Below are 22,395 nucleotides of genomic sequence, written 5' to 3'. Positions count from 1 at the left end.
GCTGGACGGTCGCTTGCGTCTCAGGCGATGCCACACCATTCTGCAATGAAAACAATGAGGTGCTCGATAGCGGCTTCGTAGTCCGCAATCGGAATATACTCGTCGGGCTTGTGTGCCTGGGCGATGCTGCCCGGCCCGAAGACGATGCTGGGAATGCCGCCCTGGTTCACCAGATGGCGCATGTCGCAGCAGAAATGCCCCTGATAGGGATTGCCGTCGCCGCCGCGGCCGGCGAGGACCGCGCCCATCACCCGGGCGATCTCGAGGTCCTCCGACTGGGCCGTGGCATCGTCATGATGCAGGAATTCGAGCCTGGCGGGATGGCGCCGGAGGCGCGGATCGGTGCGATTGGCCTGGGCGATCGCTTCGCGGAACGCGGCCATCACCTCCGTCACGCTGCCGAGCGAGGGGGCGAAATAGGCGCCGCCCTTGAGCTGGGCCTCCGCGGCGGTCGCGGTCTCGTAGTGACCGCCCGAGACCCGCCCGATCGTCAGGGCGAAGGGAGCTTTCTGGCCCTGCGGCGTGCCGGCATTGTAACGCGCCTCCAGCGCGAGCAGCGCCTCGATGACGGGAGGGAGCGCATCGATGGCGCCGAGGCCTTCGAGCTCCGTGCCGTTCCAGCGCGCGCCCGGAGAGCGCGGTACGCCGGTCAGCGAGACCTGCCAGTAGAGCCCGCCCGGATGCGAGATCGCGATCGTGTTGCTGGTGGGCTCCAGGATCACGGCCGCATCGGCCCTGAAACCACGCCGGACGAGGTCGAGTGTGCCGTTGCCCGCATGCTCCTCGTTGACGACGCATTGCAGGCTGACGTCGCCGCGCAGACGGATTCCGGCCTCGCGCAGATAGGTGATGGCCATCAGCGCCGCCATCACGCCGCCCTTCATGTCCGAGGCGCCGCGGCCATACATCAGGCCATCCGCGATCTCGGCGCCGAACGGGTCGCGCGTCCAGCCGGCGCGCGGCTCGATCGTCACCGTATCGACATGCCCGTTCAGGATCAGCGAACGGCCGCCGCCCTCGCCGCGCCAGCTGCCGACGAGATTGGGCCGCCCATCGTAATTCAGGACCGTTTCGAGGCCGCTCGCCTGGAGAGCCTCGAATGTCGGCAGATCGGCATAGGGCAGGATGAGGTCGTGCTGCCAATGGGTCGGATATTGCGCGACGTCCGGATGCGCGGCGAACATCGCCTCCACGTCGGGCTCCGCGTCGTGGATGTCGGCGCCCGCCTTCCGCAGCAATTCGCGCATGTAGTCCTGGCCCGCCCCCTCCTCTCCCGTCAGCGACGGGGTCGAGACGAAATCCGCCAGGTGCCGGACGCTGCGGTCGCGTTGCGCCCGCGCTGCGGCAAGCGCTTTGTCGAGCTGGGAATGAAGCTGGGCGAGATCTGAAGCGAGCATGTCGAAATGATGTTGACATTGCCGCTATAAGCCAAATTAGAAATGCTGAGAGCCATTCAAGAAAATCTAATATCCGGGCCGGGCACATGATCTACACGCAGATCCGGGCATTCGATGCGGTGGCGCGCGAGGGCAGCTTCTCGCGGGCCGCGGATGTCCTGAACCTGACGCAACCCGCCCTGACGCTGCAGGTGAAGGCGCTCGAAGCCCGCCACGGCCTGAAGTTGCTGCATCGCGACGGGCGTGGCGTGAAGCTGACGGAGGCCGGCGAACGGCTGTTCACCCTGTCCCGGCAACTCGCCAGCCTCGAGGAAATGATCGACGATACGCTGGCGACATCGAGCGAGGTCCAGCGGGGCGAGCTCCGGCTGGCCGTCGACGGCCCCCATATCGTGATGGGGCTCTTTGCGCAGTTCCTGGCGCGGCACCCTCAGGTGCGGCTCTCCGTCTCGATGGGAAACACGCAAGTCGTGCGGCAGCGCCTGCTCGACCGCCATGTCGATGTCGGCATCCTGCCGCGGATTGCCGACCATCCCCGCGTGCATGCGGTTCCGCTCTGGACACACCGCGGCCTTCTGATCACGTCGCATGACCACAGGCTGGCCGGCCGGAAGGTTGTCTCGCTGACGGAGCTGGAGGGCGAGGCGATGATCGGCCGCGAGGACGGCTCGACCACGCAGGCGCTCGTCGATGCCGCTCTCGCCCGGCACGGCGTCAAGGCCCGCAAGGTGTTGGAGCTGGGCAGCCGCGAGGCGCTCGTCGAGGCTGTGGCGGTCGGGCTCGGCTGCGGGATCGTCTGGGAGCTGGAGGCCCTGGCCTCCAGCCGCGTCCGCGCCATCCCGATCGAGAACGACGAGCTCACGACAACCGACTATATCGCCTGCCTGAAGAGCGAGCGCGAGCGCGCCATCGTCAAAGCCATCTTTGCCGAGGCCGCGCGAATGCCGGGCGACAGGCACGACATCACCGCCCTGGGACGAGGTTGACGTCGCGGCCGTGTCTCGCATTAGAAAATCGAGTTTGACGTAAAGTTCGAAGACTCTCGCTGATCGGAAAGCGCGCCAGCCCCCGGTTCGCTAGCGGTCTTAACTTCTCCTCCCCGGCAATGTTGCGGCAAGCATCGGGGTCGATAGCGGGCGAAGTTCAGCCCGACGCGAAGCTCCCCAATGCCGCAGACGTCAGCGCCGTCCACCACCGTCGGCCCGGATGCAGGTTCCTGCCTCATGCGCAGCCACTAGGCCCCGGCATGCGCATCCTTCTGGTCGAGGACGAGCCGGAAATGGCCAGCGCCTTGCGCACCGCGCTGGGGCAACGCGGCATGGTCGTCGACCATGTCGCGTCTCTGGCGGAAGGCGAGGAAGCGATCGCGGCCGGCGTTCATCGCGCTGTGCTGCTCGATCGCAATCTGCCGGATGGCGACGGGCTCGATCTCCTGCCCCGCATGCGTGCCCGGAAGCTCGCAGCTCCCGTCATCGTCCTGACGGCGCGCGGCGACATCGAAGAGAGGATCGCGGGTCTCGATACCGGTGCCGACGACTACCTGGCGAAACCTTTCGTGATCGACGAGCTTCTGGCACGGCTGCGCGCCGTGCTTCGCCGATCGGCAGAAATGGCGCCGGACCCCCTGCGCATAGGTCGTTTCGAATTCGATTGGCACAATCGCAGTGCGAGCGTCGATGGTCAGCCCTTCGACCTGCCGCGGCGCGAGCTCCTGGTGCTGGAGAGCCTGCTGCGCCGTCATGGCCGCGCCGTCCAGCGCGCGACCTTGGAGGAGGCTGTCTACGGCTTCGATGACGAAATCCAGTCGAACGCGCTGGACATGCATGTTTCTCGCCTGCGCCGACGGTTGAGCAACGCCGGAGCGGAGCTCGAAATTCACGGGATCCGGGGCATCGGCTATCTGCTGAAACGGGCGGCATGACCGTCGCGGCGCCGCGTGCCCATTCGCTGAAATGGCGGCTGATCCGCCGGCTCCTCACGCTGCAGGCGGCGCTGCTGTCCCTGCTGATCGTCCTGATCATCGCCGCGCTCTATTTCGGCGGCCATCTCCTCAACTTCGAATCCGAAGACGTCACGATCGACGCGCTGAAGACTGCGGTGTCGCGCGAGGCCGACGGCAGTCTCGCGGTCCGCGAGACGCCTGAATTGATCGCATTGCGCGCGACAGTGCCGGACCTCTGGTACATCCTGCGCGACCGGCAGGGGCATCGGCTGACCGAAGGTTCTCCGCCGCCGCATTTCGCCCGCATCGGCGATGCGCTGGATGACATCGGCAATGCGCGCATGGGCTGGAATCTGGGGGATCCACCCCGGGCGAACGCCCATATGCGCTGGGTCCGGAGCGCGGCTGGGGACATCCAGGTCGTGACCGGCCCCGGCGGCGAGGCGCCGATCGGCTGGCTGCTTCAGGGCGTGCTCGTCGTCTTCGCCGGTTTCGTGTTGCCGGTGCTCGCCGTCATGGCTCTGGCGACCCTGATCGCAACGCCCATGGTGGTCAGCCGGGCATTGGACGGGCTCGGAACCGTTGCTGCGGAGGCGGAGCGGATCGATATCGACCGCGAGGGCACCCGCCTCCCGACAGCGCTGATGCCGGCGGAGGTCACGCCGCTCGTCGATGCGGTCAATCGCGCCTTGCAGCGGCTGGATGAGGGGCATGGTCGGCGCAAGCGCTTCCTCGCCGATGCAGCCCATGAGCTGCGAACGCCGATCGCCATCCTGCAGACCCGGCTCGAGACGCTGCCGGGCTCCGCGGAGCGCACCCGCCTGCTCGAGGATATCGCCCGGCTCGCCGTGATGGCCGAGCAATTGCTCGACCTGCAGCGATTGGAGCGCGCTCCCGGCGCTTTCATCGGGCTCGATCTCGTCGCGATCGGACGACGCGTCGCCATCGATCTCGCGCCGCTTGCCATCAATGCCGGCTATGCGCTCGCCTTCGAGACGGAAGAGGAGCAGGTCGGCGTCATCGGCGACCCCGCAGGGCTCGAACGGGCGTTGGTCAATCTGGTGCAGAATGCCATCCAGCATGGCGGCCGCCGCGGCACGATCACCATCTCGGTCGGGAGCGAAGGGATCATCGACGTGACCGATGAGGGCCCCGGGATCGCGGCCGAGCAGCGTGAGCGCGTCTTCGAGCCGTTCTCGCGCCTTGCCCATCAGGATCGGGGCGCCGGCCTGGGGCTTCATCTCGTGCGGGAAATCGTCCGGCTGCACGGCGGCACGATCGCAATCCTGGATCGAGCATGCGGAACCTGTTTCCGCCTGAGCCTGCCGACCCCGCCGCGAATGCCCGAGGCTCAGGGCAGCATAATGCTGGGATAATCGAGCAGAGCGAAACCTCCAGCTGCCCGGTCTTCGCGATACGAGAAGACGGCGGGCGTTGGAGATGGCGCCCGCATGGTTCTCAAACGGTCCGGCAGGTCGGCCGCTCGCTGCTGGAGAGAAGTATTCAAGGTTTTTGGGATGCTGGCGCTGTCCATCGGTCTGGCGGCTTGCGCCGGCCCCTCCAATCCCCCGTCGAACCTGCCCCTGACGGATATCACGGCGTCGATCCGGCCGCGTCCGTCTGCCCCGCGGCCCGGGGCCACGGCAGTCGTCCTGGCTCTGTCGGGCGGTGGGGCGCGGTCGGCCGCCTTCGGGTACGGGGTTCTGTCGGCGCTTTCCGAACAACAGGCGCCCGAGGGAAACGGCCGGACGCTCGCCGACGAAATCGCGGTGGTCGCCGGTGTTTCAGGCGGCGGCATGCTGGCGGCCTATCTCGCCTTGCATGGTCCGTCCGGGATCGCGGCATTCCGGCGCGATTATCTCGATCGAGATCCCGAGGCTTCTCTGCGGACCGCCTTCACGCCGGACAATCTGCTGCGCGGCTATCGCGGCGGCGTCAACGACCTGACCGGCCTTGCAACCTGGCTCGATGCCCATCTCTATCACGGTGCCACGCTCGGCGACGTCGAGCGTGGGCGCGGGCCGCGCCTCCTGCTGCATGCGACGGACCTCTACAACCGCGCGCCCTTCGCCTTCGATCGCGCGAATTTCCGCACGATCTGCAGCGACTACAACAGCTTCCCGCTGTCGCATGCCGTCGCTGCATCGGCTGCCGTGCCGCTGCTCTTCGCCCCGGTCGTCCTTGAGAATTTCAGCCCGGCCTGTCCGCTCGCTCCCGATGTCCCGACCACGCAACCAGCGGGCTCCGCGGTCATGGCCCATCTTGTGGAAACGCAGGCCCGCTACGCCATGGCGCCCGACCTGCGCTACCTCAAGTTGCTCGATGGCGGCCTGGTCGACAACCTGGCCGCCCAGAACCTCATGAGATCGATGCGCAGGGCGGCACCGTCGCCACTGCCTGAGGCGACTGCGCGGGAGGTCAGGCGCATCGTCGTGATCGTGGCCGACGCCTCGCTTCGTGTCGGCGGCGACATCTCGGCGACGATGGAAGGCCCCGGAGCACTGGACGCCGTCACGGCTTCGATCGATGCGATGGTTGACAGTTCGAGCCGGGCCAGCCTCGACAGGCTCGAGGAGGAGACCGGACGCTGGCGGAAGCGCCTGATCCGCTGGCGTTGCGACGCCACGGGAGCACGGGATTGCGACAAGCTGGAGATCGCGTTCGTGCGACTATCCCTGGCCGACATCCGCGCGCCCGACGAGAGCGCCCGCATTCTCCAACTTCACAACAAGCTGTCGCTCAAGGCCGACGAGGTCGATTTCCTCGCCGGGCTCGGGCGTCGCCTTCTCGTCGCCAATCTCCAACAGCGCCGCCTCATCGGTCTGTAGGTCTGCTCACGGCCCGTTGCCGACTGGATAGGGCACGTTAAGAGCGTTGAGCCTCGCAAAGGATGGGGGCCTTGAGAGATATCCCGCAGGCGCATGCGAGCTTCTTGCCGAGATCGGGCTAATTCATGTGCTGGGTGGCTGGCTTGCCGTAGGCCTGGCCTTCTTGATTTTTCAGCCGGGTGTTCGACCCGCTGAAGATCGTAGCCGCAATCTCACTGAGGTGAGACTGAAAACACATTGTCGCTTGCGCCCAAAAACCGACCGCTCCAGATGGCTCTTTCGGCCTATGATTCTACCTGTGGCATTCGGCGTTAATTTAAAATATTGAAATCATTATATTTTTTATATTCGCTCAGGCGCATATCGATCTCATTCGAATAAGATCGACACTCACTGCCACTTGAAGACCTGGATCAGCGCCGGTGTCATGATGATCACGAACAGCACCGGCAGGAAGAACAGGATCATCGGCACGGTCAGCTTCGGCGGCAAGGCCGCCGCCTTCTTCTCGGCGGCGTTCATCCGCTGGTCGCGGCTTTCCTGTGCGAGCGTTCTCAGCGCGGTGCCGAGCGGGGTGCCGTAGCGCTCGGCCTGGATCAGGGCGGTGGAGACCGACTTGACGCTTTCGAGGCCCGTCCGCATCGCCAGGTTCTCATAGGCGATCTTGCGGTCAGCGAGATAGGACAGCTCCGCTGTGCACAGCGCGAATTCCTCGGCCAGCGGAACCGACTGGCTGCCGATTTCGGTCGAGACCTTGCGGAAGGCCTGCTCGATCGACATGCCGGATTCGACGCAGATCAGCAGCAGATCGAGCGCGTCCGGGAAGGCGAGCCGCATCGATGCCTGCCGCTTGGAAATCTGGTTGGACAGGAAAATCTCGGGCGCCTTGATGCCGAGATAGGCACCGCCGATCGCCATCGCGATCCGGACCGTGACGCTCTGTCCGAAGCCGTTGATGACGAAGACGTAGAAGAGGGTGAACAGGAACAGCCCGACCGGCACGGCCAGGCGGAAGAACAGGAAGGCGATCTCCGCCTGCTGGCCGCGATAGCCGGCCATGGTGAGCTGGGTCTTGGCCGTCTCCGTGCCGAGCCAGTCGCCGAGTTTGAACTGCTCGACGATGCGGCGCATATACGCCTTCGGCTCCTGGCGCAGCGAGACCTTGTCGTTCTGGCGGTTCAGCCGTTCGCGTTCGCGCGCCCGGATCTTCTCGCGCTCCGTCGCGACGTTCTTCATCCGCTTCTGGAGGCTGTTGCCCTCGGTCAGCGGGATTGCGACGGTCAGCACCGTCGCCGCCGCAGCGACGGCGGCCAGCAGCGCCAGCAGGAACTGGGGATCGGTGGCCTTGTCGACGATCTGGGAGATCATGCTGCGGCCTCAGATCTCGAAATTGATCATCTTGCGCATGACCAGGACGCCGATCAGCATCCAGACGGCGCCGGCGACCAGCGCGAATTTCCCGGCCTGGGTGAGCCAGAGCAGCTCGATGTATTTCGGGGTCGTGAGCCAGACCAGGACCGCGACGGTCGGAGGCAGCGCGCCGATGATGGCGGCGGAGGCCTTGGCCTCCATCGAGACGGCCTGGATCTTGTCGCGCATCTTGCGGCGCTCGCGCAGGACGCGCGACAGGTTCGCCAGCGTTTCCGAGAGATTGCCGCCGGTCTTCTGCTGGATGGCGATGACGATGCCGAAGAAGTTCGCTTCGGCGCAGGGCATGCGCTCGTAGAGCTTCACCGCAGCCTCCGCGAGCGGAAGCCCCAGCGCCTGAGCCTCGATGATCTGACGGAACTCGCCCCTCACCGGCTCGGTCGCTTCGCTGGCGATGATGCGCAGGCAGTCATTGACCGGCAGGCCGGCCTTGATGCCGCGCACGATCACGTCCAGCGCATTGGGAAACTCGATGCCGAACTTCTTGAGCCGCTTGGCCTTGGCGCGCTTCAGGAACCAGGCCGGCAGGCCGAACCCGCCGATGAAGAGGCCGACCGCGCCGAGAATCGCGCTGGCGCTCGCGGCCCACAGCAGCAGGCCGGTCAGGAGCGCGGTGATCGCGCTGATCACGTAGTATTTCTGGCGCGTCCAGCTCAGCCCCGCCTGGGCGATGCGGGTCTCGAGTGTGATCTTGTTGCGAGCGTTCTCCCGGTTTTCGATGTCCTTGAGGCTCTGCGCCACCTGCCCGCGCTTGGCCCGGATCTGCGCCTCGCGATCGACGGCGCGCATCGCCGTGGGGCCGGCGAATTCCTTGCGCCGCTTCTCGGCGCGCTTCTCCCCGCTCAGCGTCGGATAGAGCAGGGCATAGACCACCCCGCCCACGGCGAGCATGACGAGGAAGGCGACGGCGAGCGTGCTCGTGTTCATCGGCTGGGCACCCGTGAAGCCTCCCGGTCAGGCGACATGGCCTTCATTCGTCTGCTCGAGCTGATCGAGCGCCGCCGCCAGGCGCTGTTCCTCGCCGAAATAGCGGGCACGCTCCCAGAAGCGCGGCCGGCCGATGCCGGTCGAGCGATGGCGGCCGAGGAGCTTGCCCGCCGCATCCTCGCCCAGCACGTCGTAGACCATGAGGTCCTGGGTCGTGATCACTTCGCCTTCCATGCCCATCACCTCGGTGATGTGGGTGATGCGGCGCGAGCCGTCGCGCATGCGCTGAGCCTGGATGATCACGTCGACCGAGGAGCAGATCATCTCGCGCAGCGTCTTCGAGGGCAGCGAGAAGCCGCCCATGGTGATCATCGATTCGATACGGCTGAGGCATTCGCGCGGCGTGTTGGCGTGCAGCGTGCCCATCGAGCCGTCATGGCCGGTGTTCATCGCCTGCAGCAGGTCGAAGGCCTCCGGCCCGCGCACCTCGCCGACGATGATGCGCTCGGGGCGCATGCGCAGGCAGTTCTTGACGAGATCGCGCATGGTGACGGCGCCTGTGCCCTCGAGATTGGGCGGGCGGGTTTCAAGGCGCACCACATGCGGCTGCTGGAGCTGCAATTCGGCGGCGTCCTCGCAGGTGATCACGCGCTCGTCATGGTCGATATAGTTCGTCAGGCAGTTGAGCAGCGTCGTCTTGCCCGAGCCCGTGCCGCCCGAGATCACGACGTTGCAGCGCACCCGGCCGATGATCTTCAGGATCTCGGCGCCCGGCGGCGAGATCGCGCCGAACCGGGTGATCTGGTCGAGGGTGAGTTTGTCCTTCCTGAACTTGCGGATCGTGAGCGCGGGGCCGTCGATCGCCAGCGGCGGTGCAATCACGTTGACGCGCGAGCCGTCGGCGAGGCGGGCGTCGCAGATCGGCGAGCTCTCGTCGACGCGTCGGCCGACCTGGCTGACGATGCGCTGGCAGATGTTCATCAGCTGCGCGTTGTCGCGGAAGCGGATATTCGTAAGCTGGATCTTGCCGCCGGTCTCGATGAAGGTGCGCCCGGCGCCGTTGACCATGATGTCCGCGATGTCGTCGCGTGCCAGCAGCGGCTCGAGCGGGCCATAGCCGAGGACGTCGTTGCAGATGTCGTCGAGCAGCTCCTCCTGCTCCGCGATCGAGAGCACGACGTTCTTCAGCGAGATGATCTCGTTGATGATGTCGCGGATTTCCTCGCGCGCCGATTCGGAGTCGAGCTTCGCGAGCTGCGACAGATCGATCGCCTCGATCAGCGCCCCGAAGATCATGCTCTTCATCTGATAGTATTCTTCGGAACGCGCTGCCGTTTCGGCAGGCACGCTCCGGCGATCCTCCACGGCCGGCTGGATCGGCTCGGGCTTGTTGCGCGGGGCCGGCTGCAGGGCGGCAGGGCCTCTCGGGCTCAGGCTCGGCGCGGCGGTCGCGCCGGCGGATCGCTTGCCGAACATCTCAGCTCACTCCCAAGCAGAACGCCCCGCGGCGCGCGCCCGCCATCACGAGGCCTTGCGCCGCTTCAGCTTCGCGACGATGGGCTCGAGCAGGCTGCGCCGGCTCCGCTTGGCCTCGCCGCGTCCCGTCAGGGCGCTCGCGATCTGGGTGAAGGCCTCGCTCGCCTTGCCGCCGGCCTGGACCTCGGCGATCATCTGGCCGTTGTTCGCGGCGGTGCCGAAGAGCTGGGCATCGAAGGGGATGGCGCAGAGCACCTCGACGCCCAGCGCCTTGGCGAACTCGCCGGCCGCGATCTCCGGGCGCTTCGGCATGCCGACCTGGTTGAGCACGAGCCGAGCCACAGCGTCGTTGGGGCGCGTGGCACGCGACAGGTCGACGAGGTTCTTGGCATTGCGCAGCGAGGCGAGCTCCGGCTCGGCCACGACGACGATCTCGTCGGCGCTGAGCAGCGTGCGCCTGACCCAGCTGCTCCACTGGTGCGGCACGTCGAGCACGATGCACGGGACGCTGGCGCGCAGCAGATCGAGGAGCTGCTCGAGCGCATCTTCATCGAGGTCCACGGTGCGGTCGAGGACCGCCGGGGCGGCGAGCAGCGCCAGGTTGTCGGAGCAGCGCGACAGCAGCCGGTCGAGCAGGTTGGAATCGAGGCGTTCCGGCGCGAAGACTGCCTCGGCGATGCCCTGCGGCGGGTCCTGGTTGAAGTTGAGGCCGGCGGTGCCGTAGGCGATGTCGAGATCGACGATCACGGTCGAGGCATCGAGATGGCGCGCGATCGCCCAGGAGACGTTGTGCGCCACCGTCGAGGCGCCGACGCCGCCCTTGGCGCCCATCACCGCGATGACGCGACCGAGGTTGCGGGCGTCCGGCGCGACATAGAGTTCGGAGAGGCTGCGCAGCAGATCCAGCGTCCCCAGCGGCGCGATCAGATACTCGCTGACGCCACGCCGGATCAGGTCCCGGTAGAGCTGCACGTCGTTGACATGGCCGACGACGATGACCTTGGTGCCGGCGTCGCAGCTTTCCGACAGCGCTTCGAGATGGCTGACCAGCGTCGCCGGATCGGACACGGTCTCCAGCACGATGATGTTGGGTGTCGGCGCGGTGCGGTAGGCCTCGACGGCGGCGGCCGGCCCGCCCATCTGGATGCGGGCATGCGCCTTGTCCATGCGCCGGTCGGCCACCGCGGCCTGCATCGTCGCGGCCACGGCGGGCGTCTCGCAGAAGGCCTGCAGGGTGATGCGCGGCAGCGGCGCGATGATCTCTTCGCCAGGCAGATCCATCGCCGGGGTTTCGTTGACCTCGGGCTGCATCAGTTACTGCCTCCGACCGTGGAGTTGATCTGCGGCGTCGCCTGCCGATACTCGGTCGAGGGATCCTGGCCCTGGCGGATCTTGGTGATGGCGCCCATGCGCTTGACGATGTCGGGGCGCCCCTCGTTGCGCGCCCGCACGAGATCGAGCGGATCGGCGACCTGCGCCGCCAGCGTCGCCTGCGAGGCGCAGCCGAGGTTCCAGTAGGGTTCGTTCGAGGCGCTGAACTTGAACTCCGAGACGCCGAGATCGGTCGGCCATTGCCCGCATTGATGCGGCAGGCCCGCCTGCAGCGAGGCGAAGGTCAGGCGGATCGGCGAGGCGAGGCCGGGATCCTCGACGGGGTAGCTGCGGACGCTCAAGGCTCCCGGCGCGACGCCGTTGCGGGCGAGTTCCGCCCGGATGCCGGCGAGGGTGTCGCGCGTCGCATGCTCGCGGCGGCTGCCGGTCGGCACCTGCGCGACCAGCCCGCCCTTGCCGGTGCGGCGATATTCGCGGGCGAATTCGGCGACGTCCTCCGCCTGGCGGATGTCGAGCCGCCCGGCGGAGCGGCCGACGAAGACGTCGAGCGAGCGCGGCGCGTCGCGCAGCACGATCGGGTGCCGTTCGCGCACATCCGGCGGGGCCATGTTCGGCGGGTCGCTCTGGGCGCTCTTGCTGGCGCAGCCGCCGAGCAGCGCGGCCAGGCTCAGCGCCGCGGCGGCGAGTCGCGTCCGGCTGGTTCTGCTGTGTGAGGGAGCCGTCATGGTCGGACCGTCCATCATCTGGCGATTGCGTTCGATCAGTCGGCGATGAAGCCGACGCGGCCCTTGTAGGCCTGCGGGATCGGGCCGCCGCCGCTGCCATAGAGCTTGTTCAGGCGGCCGAGCAGGATCGCCTGCGCGTCATGCGAATCGACGAAGCCGTCATCCGGCCGCTGGACCTCGGTAGGCTGCATCGGCTTGGCGATGTAGGGGGTGGCCGTGATCATCAGCTCGGTCTCCTCGCGCTGATAGTCGCGCGAGCGAAACAGCGCGCCGATGATCGGCAGGTTCATAAGGCCGGGCAGCCCGTTGATCGAGGTTTTCGAGACGCGCTGGATCAGGCCGGCGGTCGCCAACGTGCCGCCCGAGGGCAGTTCGACGGTGGTGTCGGACTTGCGCACGCGGAAGGCCGGCACCGTGACGGAGGGCTGGCCGGGCGCGCCCTGGAGCACGATCTGGTTCTCGAAGTCGAGTTCGGTGACCTCGGTGGCGATCCGCATGCTGATCTTGTTGGCCGAGAGCACGATCGGCGTGAAGTTGAGCGCGACGCCGATCGGCTTGTAGTTGACGCCGATCGTGCAGATGCCCTTGGTCGGGTCGCAGCTGTAGCCGCTCGGCACCGGGACCTCGCCGCCGGCGGTGAACTTGGCGCTCTCACCCGAGACCGCCGTGACGGTCGGCTCGGCCAATACGCGCGCCAGGCCGGCGCGTTCCAGCGCCCTCAGGGTGAAGTTCTGCGAGTTGCCGATGCCGGCGCCGATCGCGGTCGCCGACAGCGCCTGCGGCGAGAGCGAGAACGGGTTGTCGATCCTGGGCGCGATCGAGAAATTGCCGAGCTTCCATTCGCCGCTCGAATTGATGCCGAGCTGCTTGATCGCCTTGCGGGAGACTTCCGACACCGTGACCTTGACCATGATCTGGTCGCGGTCGCGGATCGTCAGCGAGTTGATTACCGCGCCCTTGGCGTTCGACTTGTCGGAGACGCCGACGAAGGCATTGGCGATGTCGACGGCCTGCGTCGCCTCGGAGGCATTGGGCACGGTCCCGATGAGCAGGATCGAATCGCCGGCCGGCTTGATCTCGATCTGCGAGTTCGGCAGCGCGGTGCGCAGCGTCTGGCGCAGCACGTTGAGGTCGCGCCCGACATTGATCTCCAGCGCGGTGATCTGCCGGCCCTCGGCGTCCATGACGAACATCGAGGTCGCGCCATCGGCGATGCCGATGACGAAGAGCTTGCGGGCTGTCCGGACGACGGCGTTGGCGACCTTCGGATTGGCGACGAACACCTCCTTCGCGTCCCGCGGCAACTCGACGATCAGCGACCGGCCGATCGAGAGGTCGAGCTTGCGCGAGATCGCATGCTCGCTCGTGCCGACATTGAGCAGCGGGGTCGGGCTGCTGTTCGACTGGGCGATGGCGGTGCTGGCGGAGAGGACGAGGGCGAGTGCGGTCGCGAGGCGCAGGAGGGGGCCGGTCATGGTTTGGCGCTCTTCGAGGTGATACCGTAGCGCACGAGCGTCATGGCTGTGTCCGCCTGGGTGGACTGTGCCGTTTCGCCGGCATCCTTGAGGCTGCGGAGGGCGAGCGAGAGGCTGCCGGTCTTCTGGGCCTGGGTCAGGATTTCGACCTGGCCGGGCTCGACTTCCAGCGTCGCGGTCTCGCCGATCACGACCTTCTCGCCGTTGCGCTCCTGGATGTTCTGGCCGATCGCGAGCACCCGGATGTTGCGCAGGATCGTCTGGCTGAAATAGTCCTGATTTCCGCGGCCACCCTCTTCGCGGCTGGTGCCGATCACGTCGACGCGGTCGTTGGGCAGGATGAAGCCGCCGGCCGTATTGGCGCCGCGGCTGTCGGTGCTGATCGCCACGGCGCGCATGCCGGAGGGCAGTACGGCGGAGAGGAAGCCGGTTCCGTCCGTCCTGATCAGCTTCTCGCGGCGGATCGGTTCGGCGCCGAGCAGCGCGTAGCGGGCGACCTGGCCGGCGATCTCCTTTTCGGCCTCGGGAGCCTCGTCCTTGCGGATGACGCCGCCGGGGACGCTGGCGAGCGGCCAGTCGAGCCAGCGCAGATCTGCGGCGGTTACCGTGTTGCCGACGGGGATATCGCTCGCCGCGACCAGCACGGGCACGGTCGGGGCCGGCTCGATCTTGGCCACCGGCGCCGGCGCCTTCGAAGGACCCGAGGCCAGCAGGGCCGCGCCGAGGCCTGCAGCCAGCGCGACCACGAGAATGATGATGCGTGCGGGACTCATCGACGTTCGATCCTCGGCCAAGCGGGGTTGGCCCTCTTGCCGGATCGTCGTCGCGAAACGTCAACTTATGGTTAATCGGACGTATATTTTTGCGTCGTCTGACGCAGCGGCACGGGGCCTCTTTCAGGCGCCGATCGCTGCGTGCCAGATCGCGGTGTCCGGTAGCACCAGCAGCGCGGCGAAAGCGAGGGCGATGCCGTAGGGCACGCCTTCATTGGCGGCGTGCAGCCGCCGCGCCCAGCTCCAGTTTTCCGCCAGCGCGGGCAATGGGTGCGACCGCAACCGCAGGATGAGCAGCGTGAGCAGGCCGCCGAGGACGGCTGCGATCAGCAGATAGGGCATCAGCTGGTCGAAGCCGAACCAGAGCGCCGTCGCGGCGGCGAGCTTGGCGTCGCCGCCACCGATCCAGCCGGCGGCGAAGAGACTGAAGGTCACGACCAGGACCAGCGCTCCGGCGGCGAGGTGCCAGCCGATCGCAACCGGGCTCAGACCGAGCAGGACAGAGCAGACCGCGAAGCTCCCGACAAGGAACAGGCAGAGCCGGTTCGAGATCGTCATCGAGACCAGGTCGCTCGCAGCGGCATAGGCCATGGCGAAAGGAAAGACGCCGAGCATGACGATCTGGGCCAGGGACATGACAGTCACTCCGCTGCGATACATCGGGGTACTTATCAAGTAGCCATCACCAAACCCTTACGGCGACTTGATTCAAATGAGTTCAATAGCAAGAAACGCCCAGAAAATCCGGGCGTTTCTCAGAAGTCGCAGATTACTGCGGGCGATTAGCTGCCGCTGGCAGGGGCGGCGACGGTCAGCTTCTTGCCGACCTCGTCGAACACCTTCACGAGGTTACCGCCGACCGTCGTCCAGGCACCGATGCAGACGACGGCGATCAGGGCGGCGATCAGGCCGTATTCGATGGCGGTCGCGCCGGACTCGTCCTTGACGAAGCGAGCGAAAACATTGGTCATGCTGAAACTCCTTTACCCCACGGTTTGACGGCTGCCTGTGCTCTCAGGTGGCTTCGGTCAGCGACGGGATCGACATTAGGCCGCTCCTCTTGCTGATCGGTTAAGCCGATCGAAGAATTAGCTCTCGTCGCAAGGCTTTTTTGCTGTGGTTAATTTGTTGTTGATGCAATTAGATCTAATATTTCTGGTGTGACATTTGAATTCACTTGAGACAAATCAGGTAAACGAATGGTTTATTGATTCTTGTAATTGGGCGTAAGCCTGGTTGGCGTCCTCGGTGCACGGCGAGGGCGCATGCTCTTCCGTTGCGGCAGATGTCGAAGTTCTGTGTAAGAACGCCGCCTGCTCGGGATTTAGGGATTGGTTCATCATTTTCCGCTTTCCTTGCGGCAGCGGATATCTTGAAGGCGTGGTCATGTTCTCTATCCAGACCTCGACAGGGCGGCAGGCGCTGCGGCGCGGGCTCGCCGCGAGCGCGTTGTCCGCGATGCTTCTCGGAGGAGGCGCGGTGGCAGCGCCGCAGGCCGGCGCGCTCGACAGCGTCACCGTCACGGTCGATCATGCGAAGGTCGTCCGTTTGCCCGAGAACGCCCAGACCGTGATCGTCGGAAACCCCGCCATCGCCGACGTATCCGTTCAGCGCAACGGAGTCATGGTCGTTACCGGCAAGAGCTTCGGGGTCACCAACCTGATCGCGCTCGATGCCGGCGGCGCCCTGCTGGCGGAATCGCTCGTGCGCGTGGGCGCGGCTTCCGATTCCATCCTGATCGTTCAGCGGGGCCTCGACCGGGAGAGCTACTCCTGCACGCCGGCTTGCCAGCCGGCCGCGCAGCTCGGCGATGCCCAGAAATATTTCGGCGAGGTCGGCGCGCAGGCGACCAGCCACAATACGCGGGCGATGGCGGCGGGTGGCGCCGCGCCGCGCTGAGCAGGACGAGCCTGCGCTAGCGAAGACGCGTCTCGTGCTGTCGGGTTCCGGAGGGTAAACGGAATCTTCCCGCGGCCTCGTGTTGCGCCGCGAGCCTTCTAACCGATCGGAAATTCTTTTGCCGTAGAGCCTTTCAGCATGTTGAGGGCCGAGGGCTCACGGAGCACGGGGATGGCTGTTCGGACCGTCGCATTTCAGCTGGCTTCGGCTCGGCCGCGTCGCGGTCGAGGCGGAATCTTCCGGCGCTTCGGGCGCTCGCAGGATGGTGCGACCGCGGTCGAGTTCGGCTTCGTCGCGATCCCATTCTTCGCGTTGCTGATGGCGATCTTCGAGACGGCCCTGATGTTCTGGACGACGCAGGTGCTGGAGGAATCGCTATCGCAGGCTTCGCGCAGCATCCTCACCGGCGAATCGCGCTCCCTCTACAAGGGTACGGCCGCCGCCAACGCCGCTGCGTTCCGCGACGCGATCTGCGCCCAAGCCCCGCTGGGTCTGGTCGACTGCTCCAAGCTGACCATCGATGTCCGGTCCTATGCGAGCTTCAACGAGGCCGGCAGCCAAACCGCGGCGAGCAACCCGATTTCCTCCGGGACCCTGGATGTCAGCCGCTTCGGCTACACACAGCCGGCCGGAGACCAGATCGTCGTGATCCGCGCGGTGCTGGACTATTCGCTGTTCCTGACGGGCTGGGCTTCGCAGGGGCTTGCCAATCTCAGCACAGGGCATCGCGCCATCGTCGCCAGCATGGCCTTCCGAACCGAGCCCTTCCTGTGAAGGCGGCCGGCATGATCACGCGGGCGAACCGGGCCCGGCGCCGCTCCGGGCGGGCATTCGGCCGCAATGCCGACGGCGTGGCGGCGGTCGAATTCGCCTTCATCTTCCCGGTGATGCTGGTCGCCTATTGCGGTCTCGTCGACGTCGCGCAGATGGTCATGGTCAATCGCAAGGTCACGCAGCTGACCTCGACCCTCTCGGATCTGACCGCCCGTTCGAAGCAGGCTGTCTCGACCAACGAGATCGCGGCGATCTTCGAAGCCGCCAATACGGTCCTGATGCCCTATGACACCACCAAGGTGAAGATGGCGGTCGCGAGCGTCGTCATCGATTCCAACAAGATCGCGCGCGTCTGCTGGGTCCAGCAGCCGGCCGTCGATCCTCTGAAGCCCAATGACGGTCCGCCGCTCTTCGCCGTGCCGAAAGCCGGCGACGTGGTGACCGTGCCCGATAGCGTGCGCGTGCCCAACACCTCCGTCATCATGGCTCGCGCCGCCTATCGCTTCGTTCCGCTTGCCGGCTATCTCGACAAGCTCGAGGTCACCCTCGGCGACCATCCGGTCTATACGCGCCCGCGCGCCGGCCAGGCTGGCGGCACGGCCAATATCGAGCAGATTGTCCGGATCGATACGCCCGCCTGTCCAAAGGCCTGACCTGCGCGGTCAGCCGCGCAGCTCCATCCGGCCGGTCTGGACCTCGTAGCCTTGCAGCTTGCTGAGGAAGGAGTTGCCGAGCAGGCTGATCGCCAGCGCTCGCTCCGGCAGCACCACCGCATCGACATTGCGGACGACGATGTCGCCGAGGCGGATCTCGCGCAGGACCGTGCGGAAACCCGTGACGGTGCCGTTGGCCGTGCCGAGCACGGCCTTGCGCGCCCTGGCGTCGGCCTTGATGCCCAGGGCGCGGGCATCCGCGGCCGTCAGCGCCACGATGCTCGCACCGGTGTCGACCATCATCTTGATCCGGTAGTTGTCGACGCTGGGATGGACGATGTAGTGGCCGCGATAGTCGGCGGCCACCGCGAGCGTGGAGGGCACCCGCGGCCCCGGTCTCGAGGCGGTCGCGGCTGCGAGCGTCGGGGGATCGTCCCCGATCCGGGGGGCGATCCACTGGGTATAGGACAGCGCGCCGGCCATCGCCGCGCCGGCAATACCGAGCGCCCAGATCACCGGATGTGTCGTCATGCCTCTGCCCGGTTTCGTCACGAACGCCCGACGATGGCCGGGATAGGCCTGACGAAGGGTAAAGGCATTGCGCGCGATTGCATGCGGTTGCGAGGCTGCGGGCCGTTCTTGGCGAAGAGCCTTAATCCGCGCTTACCTGCCGGCTGCGCCTGCGTCGCGGATCAGGCCTGCAGCCCGGCGGCGAGGCGCTTCACACCGGCGACGAAGGCATCCTCTGGTGTGACCAGCCTGACCTCGCGACCCGCGGCCGCGAGCTCGCCGCCATAGCTCTCCGCCAGCGCCCCGTCGGCGACGAGATGGACTTGCGAATGGCCGCCGAACAGTGCCTCGGCGCCGAGGATCTCCTGCCCGACCAGCAGGGCCGAGAGATAGGGGCCGACCGCGCCGCCCGGCATCCGTCCCGCCAGCACCTCGGTGCGGGCGGCGAAGGCGCTGTTGAGCAGGCCTCCGGCGCGCCGGGCGCCGGCCCGGCCCCGCGCCGCGCCCTCGTCTGCATCGCCGGCCTGCGGTTCCTGCGCCAGGCGGCCGAGAATCGAGTTGTTGCGCAGGAGCCCGTAAACCTCGCCGGTCATGAAGCTGGCGAAGCGGACGATGCGTCCATCCTTGACCTCGGCCCATTTCGAATGGGTGCCGGGCAGGCAGGCGATGCCGTCGGCCAGGCCGAGGCCGACGATCAGGGTCTCCTCGCCGCGCATCACGTCGAAGGCGCCGTCGTCACAGCTCAGCCCCGGCAGGATCGTGGCCGTGGTCCGGGCGTCGAGCTCGGCGGTGATGGCGGCTGCCGCGAGGTCTTGCGGAGCGGCCGGGCAGGCGACATAGGGCGCCTCGATCCAGCCATTGCGGCTGCCGACCATGCCGGCGAGCACGATCGCGGCGTCGGGGGCAGCGCGCCGGAAATCGCCCGCGAGCGCCTCGAAGGCGGCGGGGTAGCCGCCGGCGGAAATGGACTGGATGCCCTGGTCGGCGACGCGGCGCTGCAGCACCTCCCCCTTGTCCGAGATCAGGAAGGCGCGCGCGCGGGTGGTGCCCCAGTCGAGCGCGATCAGAGGTTTGGGCATGGCAGGCTCCGGAAATGGCGCGCGACTGTTCCCGCCGCGCCTTGCCGGGTCAAGAGCCGGATGCTTGTGCCCGCCCTGCAGTCGCGGCAAGGCTGCAAGGCCAGGGCAATGGACGAATCGGACGAACGCGATGCTGATACTGCAAGCCGGCGGACTTGAGGCCGCGATCATCCCCGAGAGCGGTGGCATCCTCTCGCGGCTCACCTGGTCGGACTCAGCCGGCCGCCGGCACGAGGTCCTGCGACCGTCGCCGGACGGTAAGGCTTCGACGGCTTCCCCGAATTTCTTCGGCAGCTGGGCGATGCTGCCTTTCGCCAACCGGACCTTCGGCAGCGTGGTCGACGATGGCGAGGCTCGCTTTCAGGTCCCGGCCAACGATCCGGTCGGGACGATTCACGGCTTCGGCTGGCAGTCCGCCTGGGATGTCCTGGAGCATGACCGCGGTCATACCGTGCTCGAGCATCGGCGTATCGACGGGCCCGACCCCTATCGCTACCGCGCCCGGCAGGAGATCCGTCTTGACGCGGCGGGCCTGACGATCGGGATTTCGATCCGGAACGAGGCCGAAACGGTGCTGCCCTTCGGCATCGGCCATCATCCCTGGTTCCCCTGCGCGGCCGATACGCGTCTCGTCATGCAGGCCGCCGGTGCGCTGGTCTTCGGCGAGGCCTTTCGCGCCACCGGGCAGGAAAGCTTCGCCGATGGTGGTCCCTATGCCGCGCCACGGGCTTTTCGTTCCGGATCCGTTACGGCCTGGAGCTTCCTCGGCTGGGATGGTCGAGCCCGGATCGAGACGCCTTCGACCGGGCTCGCGATCACGCTGACCGCGAGCGAGAGCCTGCGCTGCCCGGTCGTCTGGGCGCCGGCGGGTGCCGATTTCCTCTGCGTCGAGCCGCAGAGCCATGCGATCGGCGCGCCCAGCGAGCCGGCGGCCCGAGCCGCCGCGCCGCTCAGGCGCCTGGCGCCCGGCGAGGTTCTGGAAGGCTGGCTCAGGATCGCGCCGGAAGCGCTCTGACGGCGGTTTCGGGCCTCAGCGCCAGCCATACCCGCTCGGATAATAGGGCTGGTAGCCATAGGCGTTGGCCGGCAGGGCGGGACGCAGCAGGATCTGGCCGCGTGCCGTCTCCCAGCCGCCGCCGCGCCTCTGCTGGGCGAGCGTCGCCTGGCCGCGCTGCGACTTCGCCTTGGCGATCTGCTGCTTCGTGCCGGAATGCTTGGCGAGTTTGTGCTTCGCCGGTGCCGTGGCCCTGGCGAGCTTGGCCTTCGACGTCGAAGACGCCTTGGCGAAGCGCGAGAGATTGTCCGTCGCCGCGCCGTTCAGCGCGATGCGCGTCTGGCCGGCGCCGTACTTCTTCACCAGAGCGAACAGTTTGGCGGCATTGGCAGGGTGCAGCCGGATGCAGCCATGCGAAGCCGGGCGCCCGAGCGCGCCGACGGCGGTCGTGCCATGGATCGCGTAGCCGCCGCGGAAGAACACCGCATGGGGCATCGCGCCGCCATATTTGCGCGAATACCAGTTCTTTTCGAGCCGGGTCGGCCGATAGACGCCGTTGGGCGAACGGAAGCCCTGGCGACCGGACGAGATCTTCCAGTCGTAGACCTCGCCCTCCGTCGTCGTCACCGTCATGCGCTGGGCGGCGATGTCGACCCGGACATTGACGCCGGCCTGGGCGGCGCTGCCGAGCACGGCAAGGAGGAATATCGTCAGGATGCCGAGAACGCGACGCATCACACTCACTCCGGAAGACGCTGCTGCTGGATGAGGCGTTGTCGAGCTCTGACGGCTCCCCGCCCTTGACTCTAAGGAAAGCGCCGAGGGAGGCGCCTTGTAAAGCGGGAAGGGGGAACTTGGTTTCCGCTGCCTCAGATCATCGGCAGCGAAGACGGTTTGCGGCCGCGCGGGAAGGCGGCGTCGATCCGGGCGATTTCGGACTCGGACAGGGAGAGGTTCAGCGCACCCGCATTGTCCTCGACATGGGCTGTACTGCCGGCCTTGGGGATGGCGAAGACGCTTGCGCGCGCCGTCAGGAAGGCCAGCGCGACCTGTCGCGGCGTCGCGCCATGCGCCGCCGCGATCTCGGCCAGCAGTTTGCCCTGTGCGCTGCCCTTCGCCGGGAAATCGTCATGGCCGAAGGGGCTGTAGGCCGTGACGGCGACGCCGTGGCGTTCGCACCAGGGAATGACGGCATGCTCGATCGCGCGCTCGCGCAGATGGTAGAGCACCTGGTTGCAGGCGATCCTGCCCTCGCCCGCCGCGGCGAGCGCCTCGTCGAGATCGTCCTCGTCGAAATTGCTGACGCCCCAGGACAGGATCTTGCCTTCCCGTCGCAGCGCCTCGAAGGCGGCGAAGGTTTCCGACAGCGGATACGGTCCGCGCCAGTGCAGCAGGTAGCAGTCGAGCCGGTCGGTCTTCAGATGCCTGAGCGAACGCTCGCAGGCGGCCCGGACGCCCTGTCGCGAGGCATTGTGGGGCAGCACCTTCGAGACCAGGAAGGTCTCGTCGCGGCGGCCGGCGATGGCCTCGCCGATCAGTGCCTCGGAGCGCCCGTCGCCATACATCTCGGCCGTGTCGATATGGCTGAGGCCGAGATCGAGGCCGCGCCGGAGCGCTGCGATGGCCTCACGCCGGTCGCCCTGCTCGATATACCAGCTCCCCTGGCCGATGGCGGGAACGGCCGGCCCGCCGGCTCCGAACGCGCGCTGCATGGGGTTCTTCTCCCGCTGTTCAGTAGACCTCGACCGTGAACCGGGCATGGCGGATCTCGCCGTCATTGTAGCGCACACGCACGCCGAAGCCGTCGGGGCCCCGATAACCGTCGCGCGAGGTGTATTCGAAGGCGAGCGAGGGACCGGTCCTGCCGTCGCAATGCTCATGGTCGCCGGGGCCGTACTCGGCCGCAGCACTGCGCGTCGCCATCCGGACCTTGCCGTGACGCGGCGGGTCCGTGAGCACGCCGGTCGGCCGCTTCACCGGCCGGCAGCGCGCATCCATCGTCATGAAGGTCCGCTCCAGGAAGGTTGGAGAGCCCGCGGCCACGCGCTCGGCGCCGCCCGCAGGAGCGGTGCCCCCCGAGGTGACGCAGCCTGCGAGCAAGCCGCAGATCGGCAGGGCCCCGAGGATGGCCGGGCGGGGCAGGAGCATGGCTCTTCTCCGCAGGCTGCCTGGAAAGCGTTCTG

23 protein-coding genes are annotated in these 22,395 nt (G+C 67.1%); 8 read left to right on the top strand and 15 right to left on the bottom strand.

The window, feature by feature from the left end; genetic code table 11:
* Positions 1 to 20: 20 nt before the first annotated feature.
* A complete protein-coding gene (locus tag B5Y19_RS13360; protein WP_055726618.1) occupies positions 21 to 1,397 on the bottom strand; it encodes a M20/M25/M40 family metallo-hydrolase in 1,377 nt (458 codons plus the stop codon).
* An 86-nt stretch (positions 1,398 to 1,483) separates the two neighbouring features.
* Here B5Y19_RS13360 and B5Y19_RS13355 point away from each other — a divergent pair, with 86 nt between their 5' ends.
* The 4 genes from B5Y19_RS13355 (at position 1,484) to B5Y19_RS13340 (ending at position 6,167) form a co-directional block, all read left to right on the top strand.
* Positions 1,484 to 2,383, top strand: coding sequence for a LysR substrate-binding domain-containing protein (locus tag B5Y19_RS13355; protein ID WP_055726617.1), 900 nt, complete (start codon positions 1,484 to 1,486; stop codon positions 2,381 to 2,383).
* A 260-nt stretch (positions 2,384 to 2,643) separates the two neighbouring features.
* Positions 2,644 to 3,318 (top strand): response regulator transcription factor, encoded by a 675-nt coding sequence (locus tag B5Y19_RS13350; RefSeq protein ID WP_055726616.1) that lies wholly within the window; start codon positions 2,644 to 2,646, stop codon positions 3,316 to 3,318.
* Positions 3,315 to 4,715: a sensor histidine kinase gene (locus B5Y19_RS13345; protein ID WP_055726615.1), complete on the top strand. Its 1,401-nt coding sequence runs from the start codon at positions 3,315 to 3,317 to the stop codon at positions 4,713 to 4,715. Before B5Y19_RS13350 ends, B5Y19_RS13345 begins: the two co-directional genes overlap by 4 nt.
* 75 nt (positions 4,716 to 4,790) lie before the next feature.
* Positions 4,791 to 6,167, top strand: coding sequence for a patatin-like phospholipase family protein (locus B5Y19_RS13340; RefSeq protein ID WP_079591588.1), 1,377 nt, complete (start codon positions 4,791 to 4,793; stop codon positions 6,165 to 6,167).
* A gap of 390 nt (positions 6,168 to 6,557) precedes the next feature.
* On the opposite strand, the gene B5Y19_RS13335 is transcribed toward B5Y19_RS13340, so the two are convergent.
* From B5Y19_RS13335 to B5Y19_RS13295, 9 genes are all read right to left on the bottom strand, one after another.
* Positions 6,558 to 7,535, bottom strand: coding sequence for a type II secretion system F family protein (locus B5Y19_RS13335; protein WP_055726613.1), 978 nt, complete (start codon positions 7,533 to 7,535; stop codon positions 6,558 to 6,560).
* Between the two features lie 9 nt (positions 7,536 to 7,544).
* On the bottom strand, positions 7,545 to 8,522 hold the full coding sequence (locus tag B5Y19_RS13330; protein WP_055726612.1) for a type II secretion system F family protein: 978 nt from the start codon (positions 8,520 to 8,522) through the stop codon (positions 7,545 to 7,547).
* A 27-nt stretch (positions 8,523 to 8,549) separates the two neighbouring features.
* The gene (locus tag B5Y19_RS13325) at positions 8,550 to 9,998 is read right to left on the bottom strand and encodes a TadA family conjugal transfer-associated ATPase (protein ID WP_055726611.1); all 1,449 of its coding nucleotides are present in this window, start codon (positions 9,996 to 9,998) and stop codon (positions 8,550 to 8,552) included.
* 45 nt (positions 9,999 to 10,043) lie between these two features.
* Positions 10,044 to 11,309, bottom strand: a complete 1,266-nt coding sequence (locus B5Y19_RS13320; protein WP_244555583.1) for a CpaE/TadZ family protein — start codon at positions 11,307 to 11,309, stop codon at positions 10,044 to 10,046.
* Positions 11,309 to 12,055, bottom strand: a complete 747-nt coding sequence (locus B5Y19_RS13315) for a CpaD family pilus assembly protein (protein WP_079591609.1) — start codon at positions 12,053 to 12,055, stop codon at positions 11,309 to 11,311. The genes B5Y19_RS13320 and B5Y19_RS13315 overlap by 1 nt, the downstream gene beginning before the upstream one ends.
* 35 nt (positions 12,056 to 12,090) lie before the next feature.
* Complete coding sequence (locus tag B5Y19_RS13310; protein ID WP_055726609.1) at positions 12,091 to 13,530, bottom strand: type II and III secretion system protein family protein; 1,440 nt, start codon at positions 13,528 to 13,530, stop codon at positions 12,091 to 12,093.
* Positions 13,527 to 14,303, bottom strand: coding sequence for a Flp pilus assembly protein CpaB (gene cpaB, locus B5Y19_RS13305; RefSeq protein ID WP_055726608.1), 777 nt, complete (start codon positions 14,301 to 14,303; stop codon positions 13,527 to 13,529). The genes B5Y19_RS13310 and cpaB overlap by 4 nt, the downstream gene beginning before the upstream one ends.
* Before the next feature lie 123 nt (positions 14,304 to 14,426).
* A complete protein-coding gene (locus B5Y19_RS13300; RefSeq protein WP_055726607.1) occupies positions 14,427 to 14,939 on the bottom strand; it encodes an A24 family peptidase in 513 nt (170 codons plus the stop codon).
* A gap of 146 nt (positions 14,940 to 15,085) precedes the next feature.
* Complete coding sequence (locus tag B5Y19_RS13295; protein WP_055726606.1) at positions 15,086 to 15,274, bottom strand: Flp family type IVb pilin; 189 nt, start codon at positions 15,272 to 15,274, stop codon at positions 15,086 to 15,088.
* A gap of 415 nt (positions 15,275 to 15,689) precedes the next feature.
* Between B5Y19_RS13295 and B5Y19_RS13290 the strand changes: the two genes are divergently transcribed.
* The 3 genes from B5Y19_RS13290 (at position 15,690) to B5Y19_RS13280 (ending at position 17,629) form a co-directional block, all read left to right on the top strand.
* Complete coding sequence (locus B5Y19_RS13290; RefSeq protein ID WP_055726605.1) at positions 15,690 to 16,202, top strand: pilus assembly protein N-terminal domain-containing protein; 513 nt, start codon at positions 15,690 to 15,692, stop codon at positions 16,200 to 16,202.
* Between the two features lie 171 nt (positions 16,203 to 16,373).
* Entirely contained in the window at positions 16,374 to 16,976 is a 603-nt protein-coding gene (locus B5Y19_RS13285) for a TadE/TadG family type IV pilus assembly protein (RefSeq protein ID WP_055726604.1), read from the top strand.
* 11 nt (positions 16,977 to 16,987) lie between these two features.
* Positions 16,988 to 17,629: a TadE/TadG family type IV pilus assembly protein gene (locus B5Y19_RS13280; RefSeq protein ID WP_139384383.1), complete on the top strand. Its 642-nt coding sequence runs from the start codon at positions 16,988 to 16,990 to the stop codon at positions 17,627 to 17,629.
* Positions 17,630 to 17,638: 9 nt separating this feature from the next.
* Here the strand turns inward: B5Y19_RS13280 and B5Y19_RS13275 are convergent, their stop codons facing one another.
* Both B5Y19_RS13275 and B5Y19_RS13270 read right to left on the bottom strand, forming a co-directional pair.
* Positions 17,639 to 18,160 carry a retropepsin-like aspartic protease family protein gene (locus tag B5Y19_RS13275; RefSeq protein ID WP_055726602.1) on the bottom strand — a complete coding sequence of 174 codons (522 nt, stop codon included), beginning with the start codon at positions 18,158 to 18,160 and terminating at the stop codon, positions 17,639 to 17,641.
* Positions 18,161 to 18,321: 161 nt separating this feature from the next.
* Positions 18,322 to 19,218, bottom strand: a complete 897-nt coding sequence (locus B5Y19_RS13270; protein WP_055726601.1) for a 2-dehydro-3-deoxygalactonokinase — start codon at positions 19,216 to 19,218, stop codon at positions 18,322 to 18,324.
* Between the two features lie 130 nt (positions 19,219 to 19,348).
* Between B5Y19_RS13270 and B5Y19_RS13265 the strand changes: the two genes are divergently transcribed.
* A complete protein-coding gene (locus B5Y19_RS13265; protein ID WP_055726600.1) occupies positions 19,349 to 20,233 on the top strand; it encodes an aldose epimerase family protein in 885 nt (294 codons plus the stop codon).
* 15 nt (positions 20,234 to 20,248) lie between these two features.
* On the opposite strand, the gene B5Y19_RS13260 is transcribed toward B5Y19_RS13265, so the two are convergent.
* The 3 genes from B5Y19_RS13260 to B5Y19_RS13250 form a co-directional block, all read right to left on the bottom strand.
* Positions 20,249 to 20,947, bottom strand: a complete 699-nt coding sequence (locus tag B5Y19_RS13260; protein ID WP_079591584.1) for a L,D-transpeptidase — start codon at positions 20,945 to 20,947, stop codon at positions 20,249 to 20,251.
* Between the two features lie 134 nt (positions 20,948 to 21,081).
* Positions 21,082 to 21,924 (bottom strand): aldo/keto reductase, encoded by an 843-nt coding sequence (locus B5Y19_RS13255; protein ID WP_055726599.1) that lies wholly within the window; start codon positions 21,922 to 21,924, stop codon positions 21,082 to 21,084.
* Positions 21,925 to 21,943: 19 nt separating this feature from the next.
* Positions 21,944 to 22,360: a hypothetical protein gene (locus tag B5Y19_RS13250; RefSeq protein WP_055726598.1), complete on the bottom strand. Its 417-nt coding sequence runs from the start codon at positions 22,358 to 22,360 to the stop codon at positions 21,944 to 21,946.
* Between the last annotated feature and the right edge of the window lie 35 nt (positions 22,361 to 22,395).

Source organism: Allobosea thiooxidans (genome assembly GCF_900168195.1).
In the GTDB taxonomy this organism is placed as follows: Bacteria; Pseudomonadota; Alphaproteobacteria; order Rhizobiales; family Beijerinckiaceae; genus Allobosea; species Allobosea thiooxidans.
The sequence above is the reverse complement of the archived record's forward strand: the minus strand, read 5'-3'. Positions and strand labels throughout refer to the sequence as shown.

Bases quoted from the DNA above. Each gene is read 5' to 3' on its own strand.
- B5Y19_RS13330 (WP_055726612.1), bottom strand. From the start codon at position 8,522: ATGAACACGAGCACGCTCGCCGTCGCCTTCCTCGTCATGCTCGCCGTG.
- B5Y19_RS13320 (WP_244555583.1), bottom strand. From the start codon at position 11,309: ATGCAGCCCGAGGTCAACGAAACCCCGGCGATGGATCTGCCTGGCGAA.
- B5Y19_RS13260 (WP_079591584.1), bottom strand. From the start codon at position 20,947: ATGCGTCGCGTTCTCGGCATCCTGACGATATTCCTCCTTGCCGTGCTC.
- B5Y19_RS13310 (WP_055726609.1), bottom strand. From the start codon at position 13,530: ATGACCGGCCCCCTCCTGCGCCTCGCGACCGCACTCGCCCTCGTCCTC.
- B5Y19_RS13250 (WP_055726598.1), bottom strand. From the start codon at position 22,360: ATGCTCCTGCCCCGCCCGGCCATCCTCGGGGCCCTGCCGATCTGCGGC.
- B5Y19_RS13290 (WP_055726605.1), top strand. From the start codon at position 15,690: ATGTTCTCTATCCAGACCTCGACAGGGCGGCAGGCGCTGCGGCGCGGG.
- B5Y19_RS13355 (WP_055726617.1), top strand. From the start codon at position 1,484: ATGATCTACACGCAGATCCGGGCATTCGATGCGGTGGCGCGCGAGGGC.
- B5Y19_RS13270 (WP_055726601.1), bottom strand. From the start codon at position 19,218: ATGCCCAAACCTCTGATCGCGCTCGACTGGGGCACCACCCGCGCGCGC.
- B5Y19_RS13360 (WP_055726618.1), bottom strand. From the start codon at position 1,397: ATGCTCGCTTCAGATCTCGCCCAGCTTCATTCCCAGCTCGACAAAGCG.
- cpaB (WP_055726608.1), bottom strand. From the start codon at position 14,303: ATGAGTCCCGCACGCATCATCATTCTCGTGGTCGCGCTGGCTGCAGGC.
- B5Y19_RS13315 (WP_079591609.1), bottom strand. From the start codon at position 12,055: ATGACGGCTCCCTCACACAGCAGAACCAGCCGGACGCGACTCGCCGCC.
- B5Y19_RS13335 (WP_055726613.1), bottom strand. From the start codon at position 7,535: ATGATCTCCCAGATCGTCGACAAGGCCACCGATCCCCAGTTCCTGCTG.
- B5Y19_RS13275 (WP_055726602.1), bottom strand. From the start codon at position 18,160: ATGACGACACATCCGGTGATCTGGGCGCTCGGTATTGCCGGCGCGGCG.
- B5Y19_RS13255 (WP_055726599.1), bottom strand. From the start codon at position 21,924: ATGCAGCGCGCGTTCGGAGCCGGCGGGCCGGCCGTTCCCGCCATCGGC.
- B5Y19_RS13350 (WP_055726616.1), top strand. From the start codon at position 2,644: ATGCGCATCCTTCTGGTCGAGGACGAGCCGGAAATGGCCAGCGCCTTG.
- B5Y19_RS13345 (WP_055726615.1), top strand. From the start codon at position 3,315: ATGACCGTCGCGGCGCCGCGTGCCCATTCGCTGAAATGGCGGCTGATC.
- B5Y19_RS13340 (WP_079591588.1), top strand. From the start codon at position 4,791: ATGGTTCTCAAACGGTCCGGCAGGTCGGCCGCTCGCTGCTGGAGAGAA.
- B5Y19_RS13265 (WP_055726600.1), top strand. From the start codon at position 19,349: ATGCTGATACTGCAAGCCGGCGGACTTGAGGCCGCGATCATCCCCGAG.
- B5Y19_RS13285 (WP_055726604.1), top strand. From the start codon at position 16,374: ATGGCTGTTCGGACCGTCGCATTTCAGCTGGCTTCGGCTCGGCCGCGT.
- B5Y19_RS13295 (WP_055726606.1), bottom strand. From the start codon at position 15,274: ATGACCAATGTTTTCGCTCGCTTCGTCAAGGACGAGTCCGGCGCGACC.
- B5Y19_RS13325 (WP_055726611.1), bottom strand. From the start codon at position 9,998: ATGTTCGGCAAGCGATCCGCCGGCGCGACCGCCGCGCCGAGCCTGAGC.
- B5Y19_RS13280 (WP_139384383.1), top strand. From the start codon at position 16,988: ATGATCACGCGGGCGAACCGGGCCCGGCGCCGCTCCGGGCGGGCATTC.
- B5Y19_RS13300 (WP_055726607.1), bottom strand. From the start codon at position 14,939: ATGTCCCTGGCCCAGATCGTCATGCTCGGCGTCTTTCCTTTCGCCATG.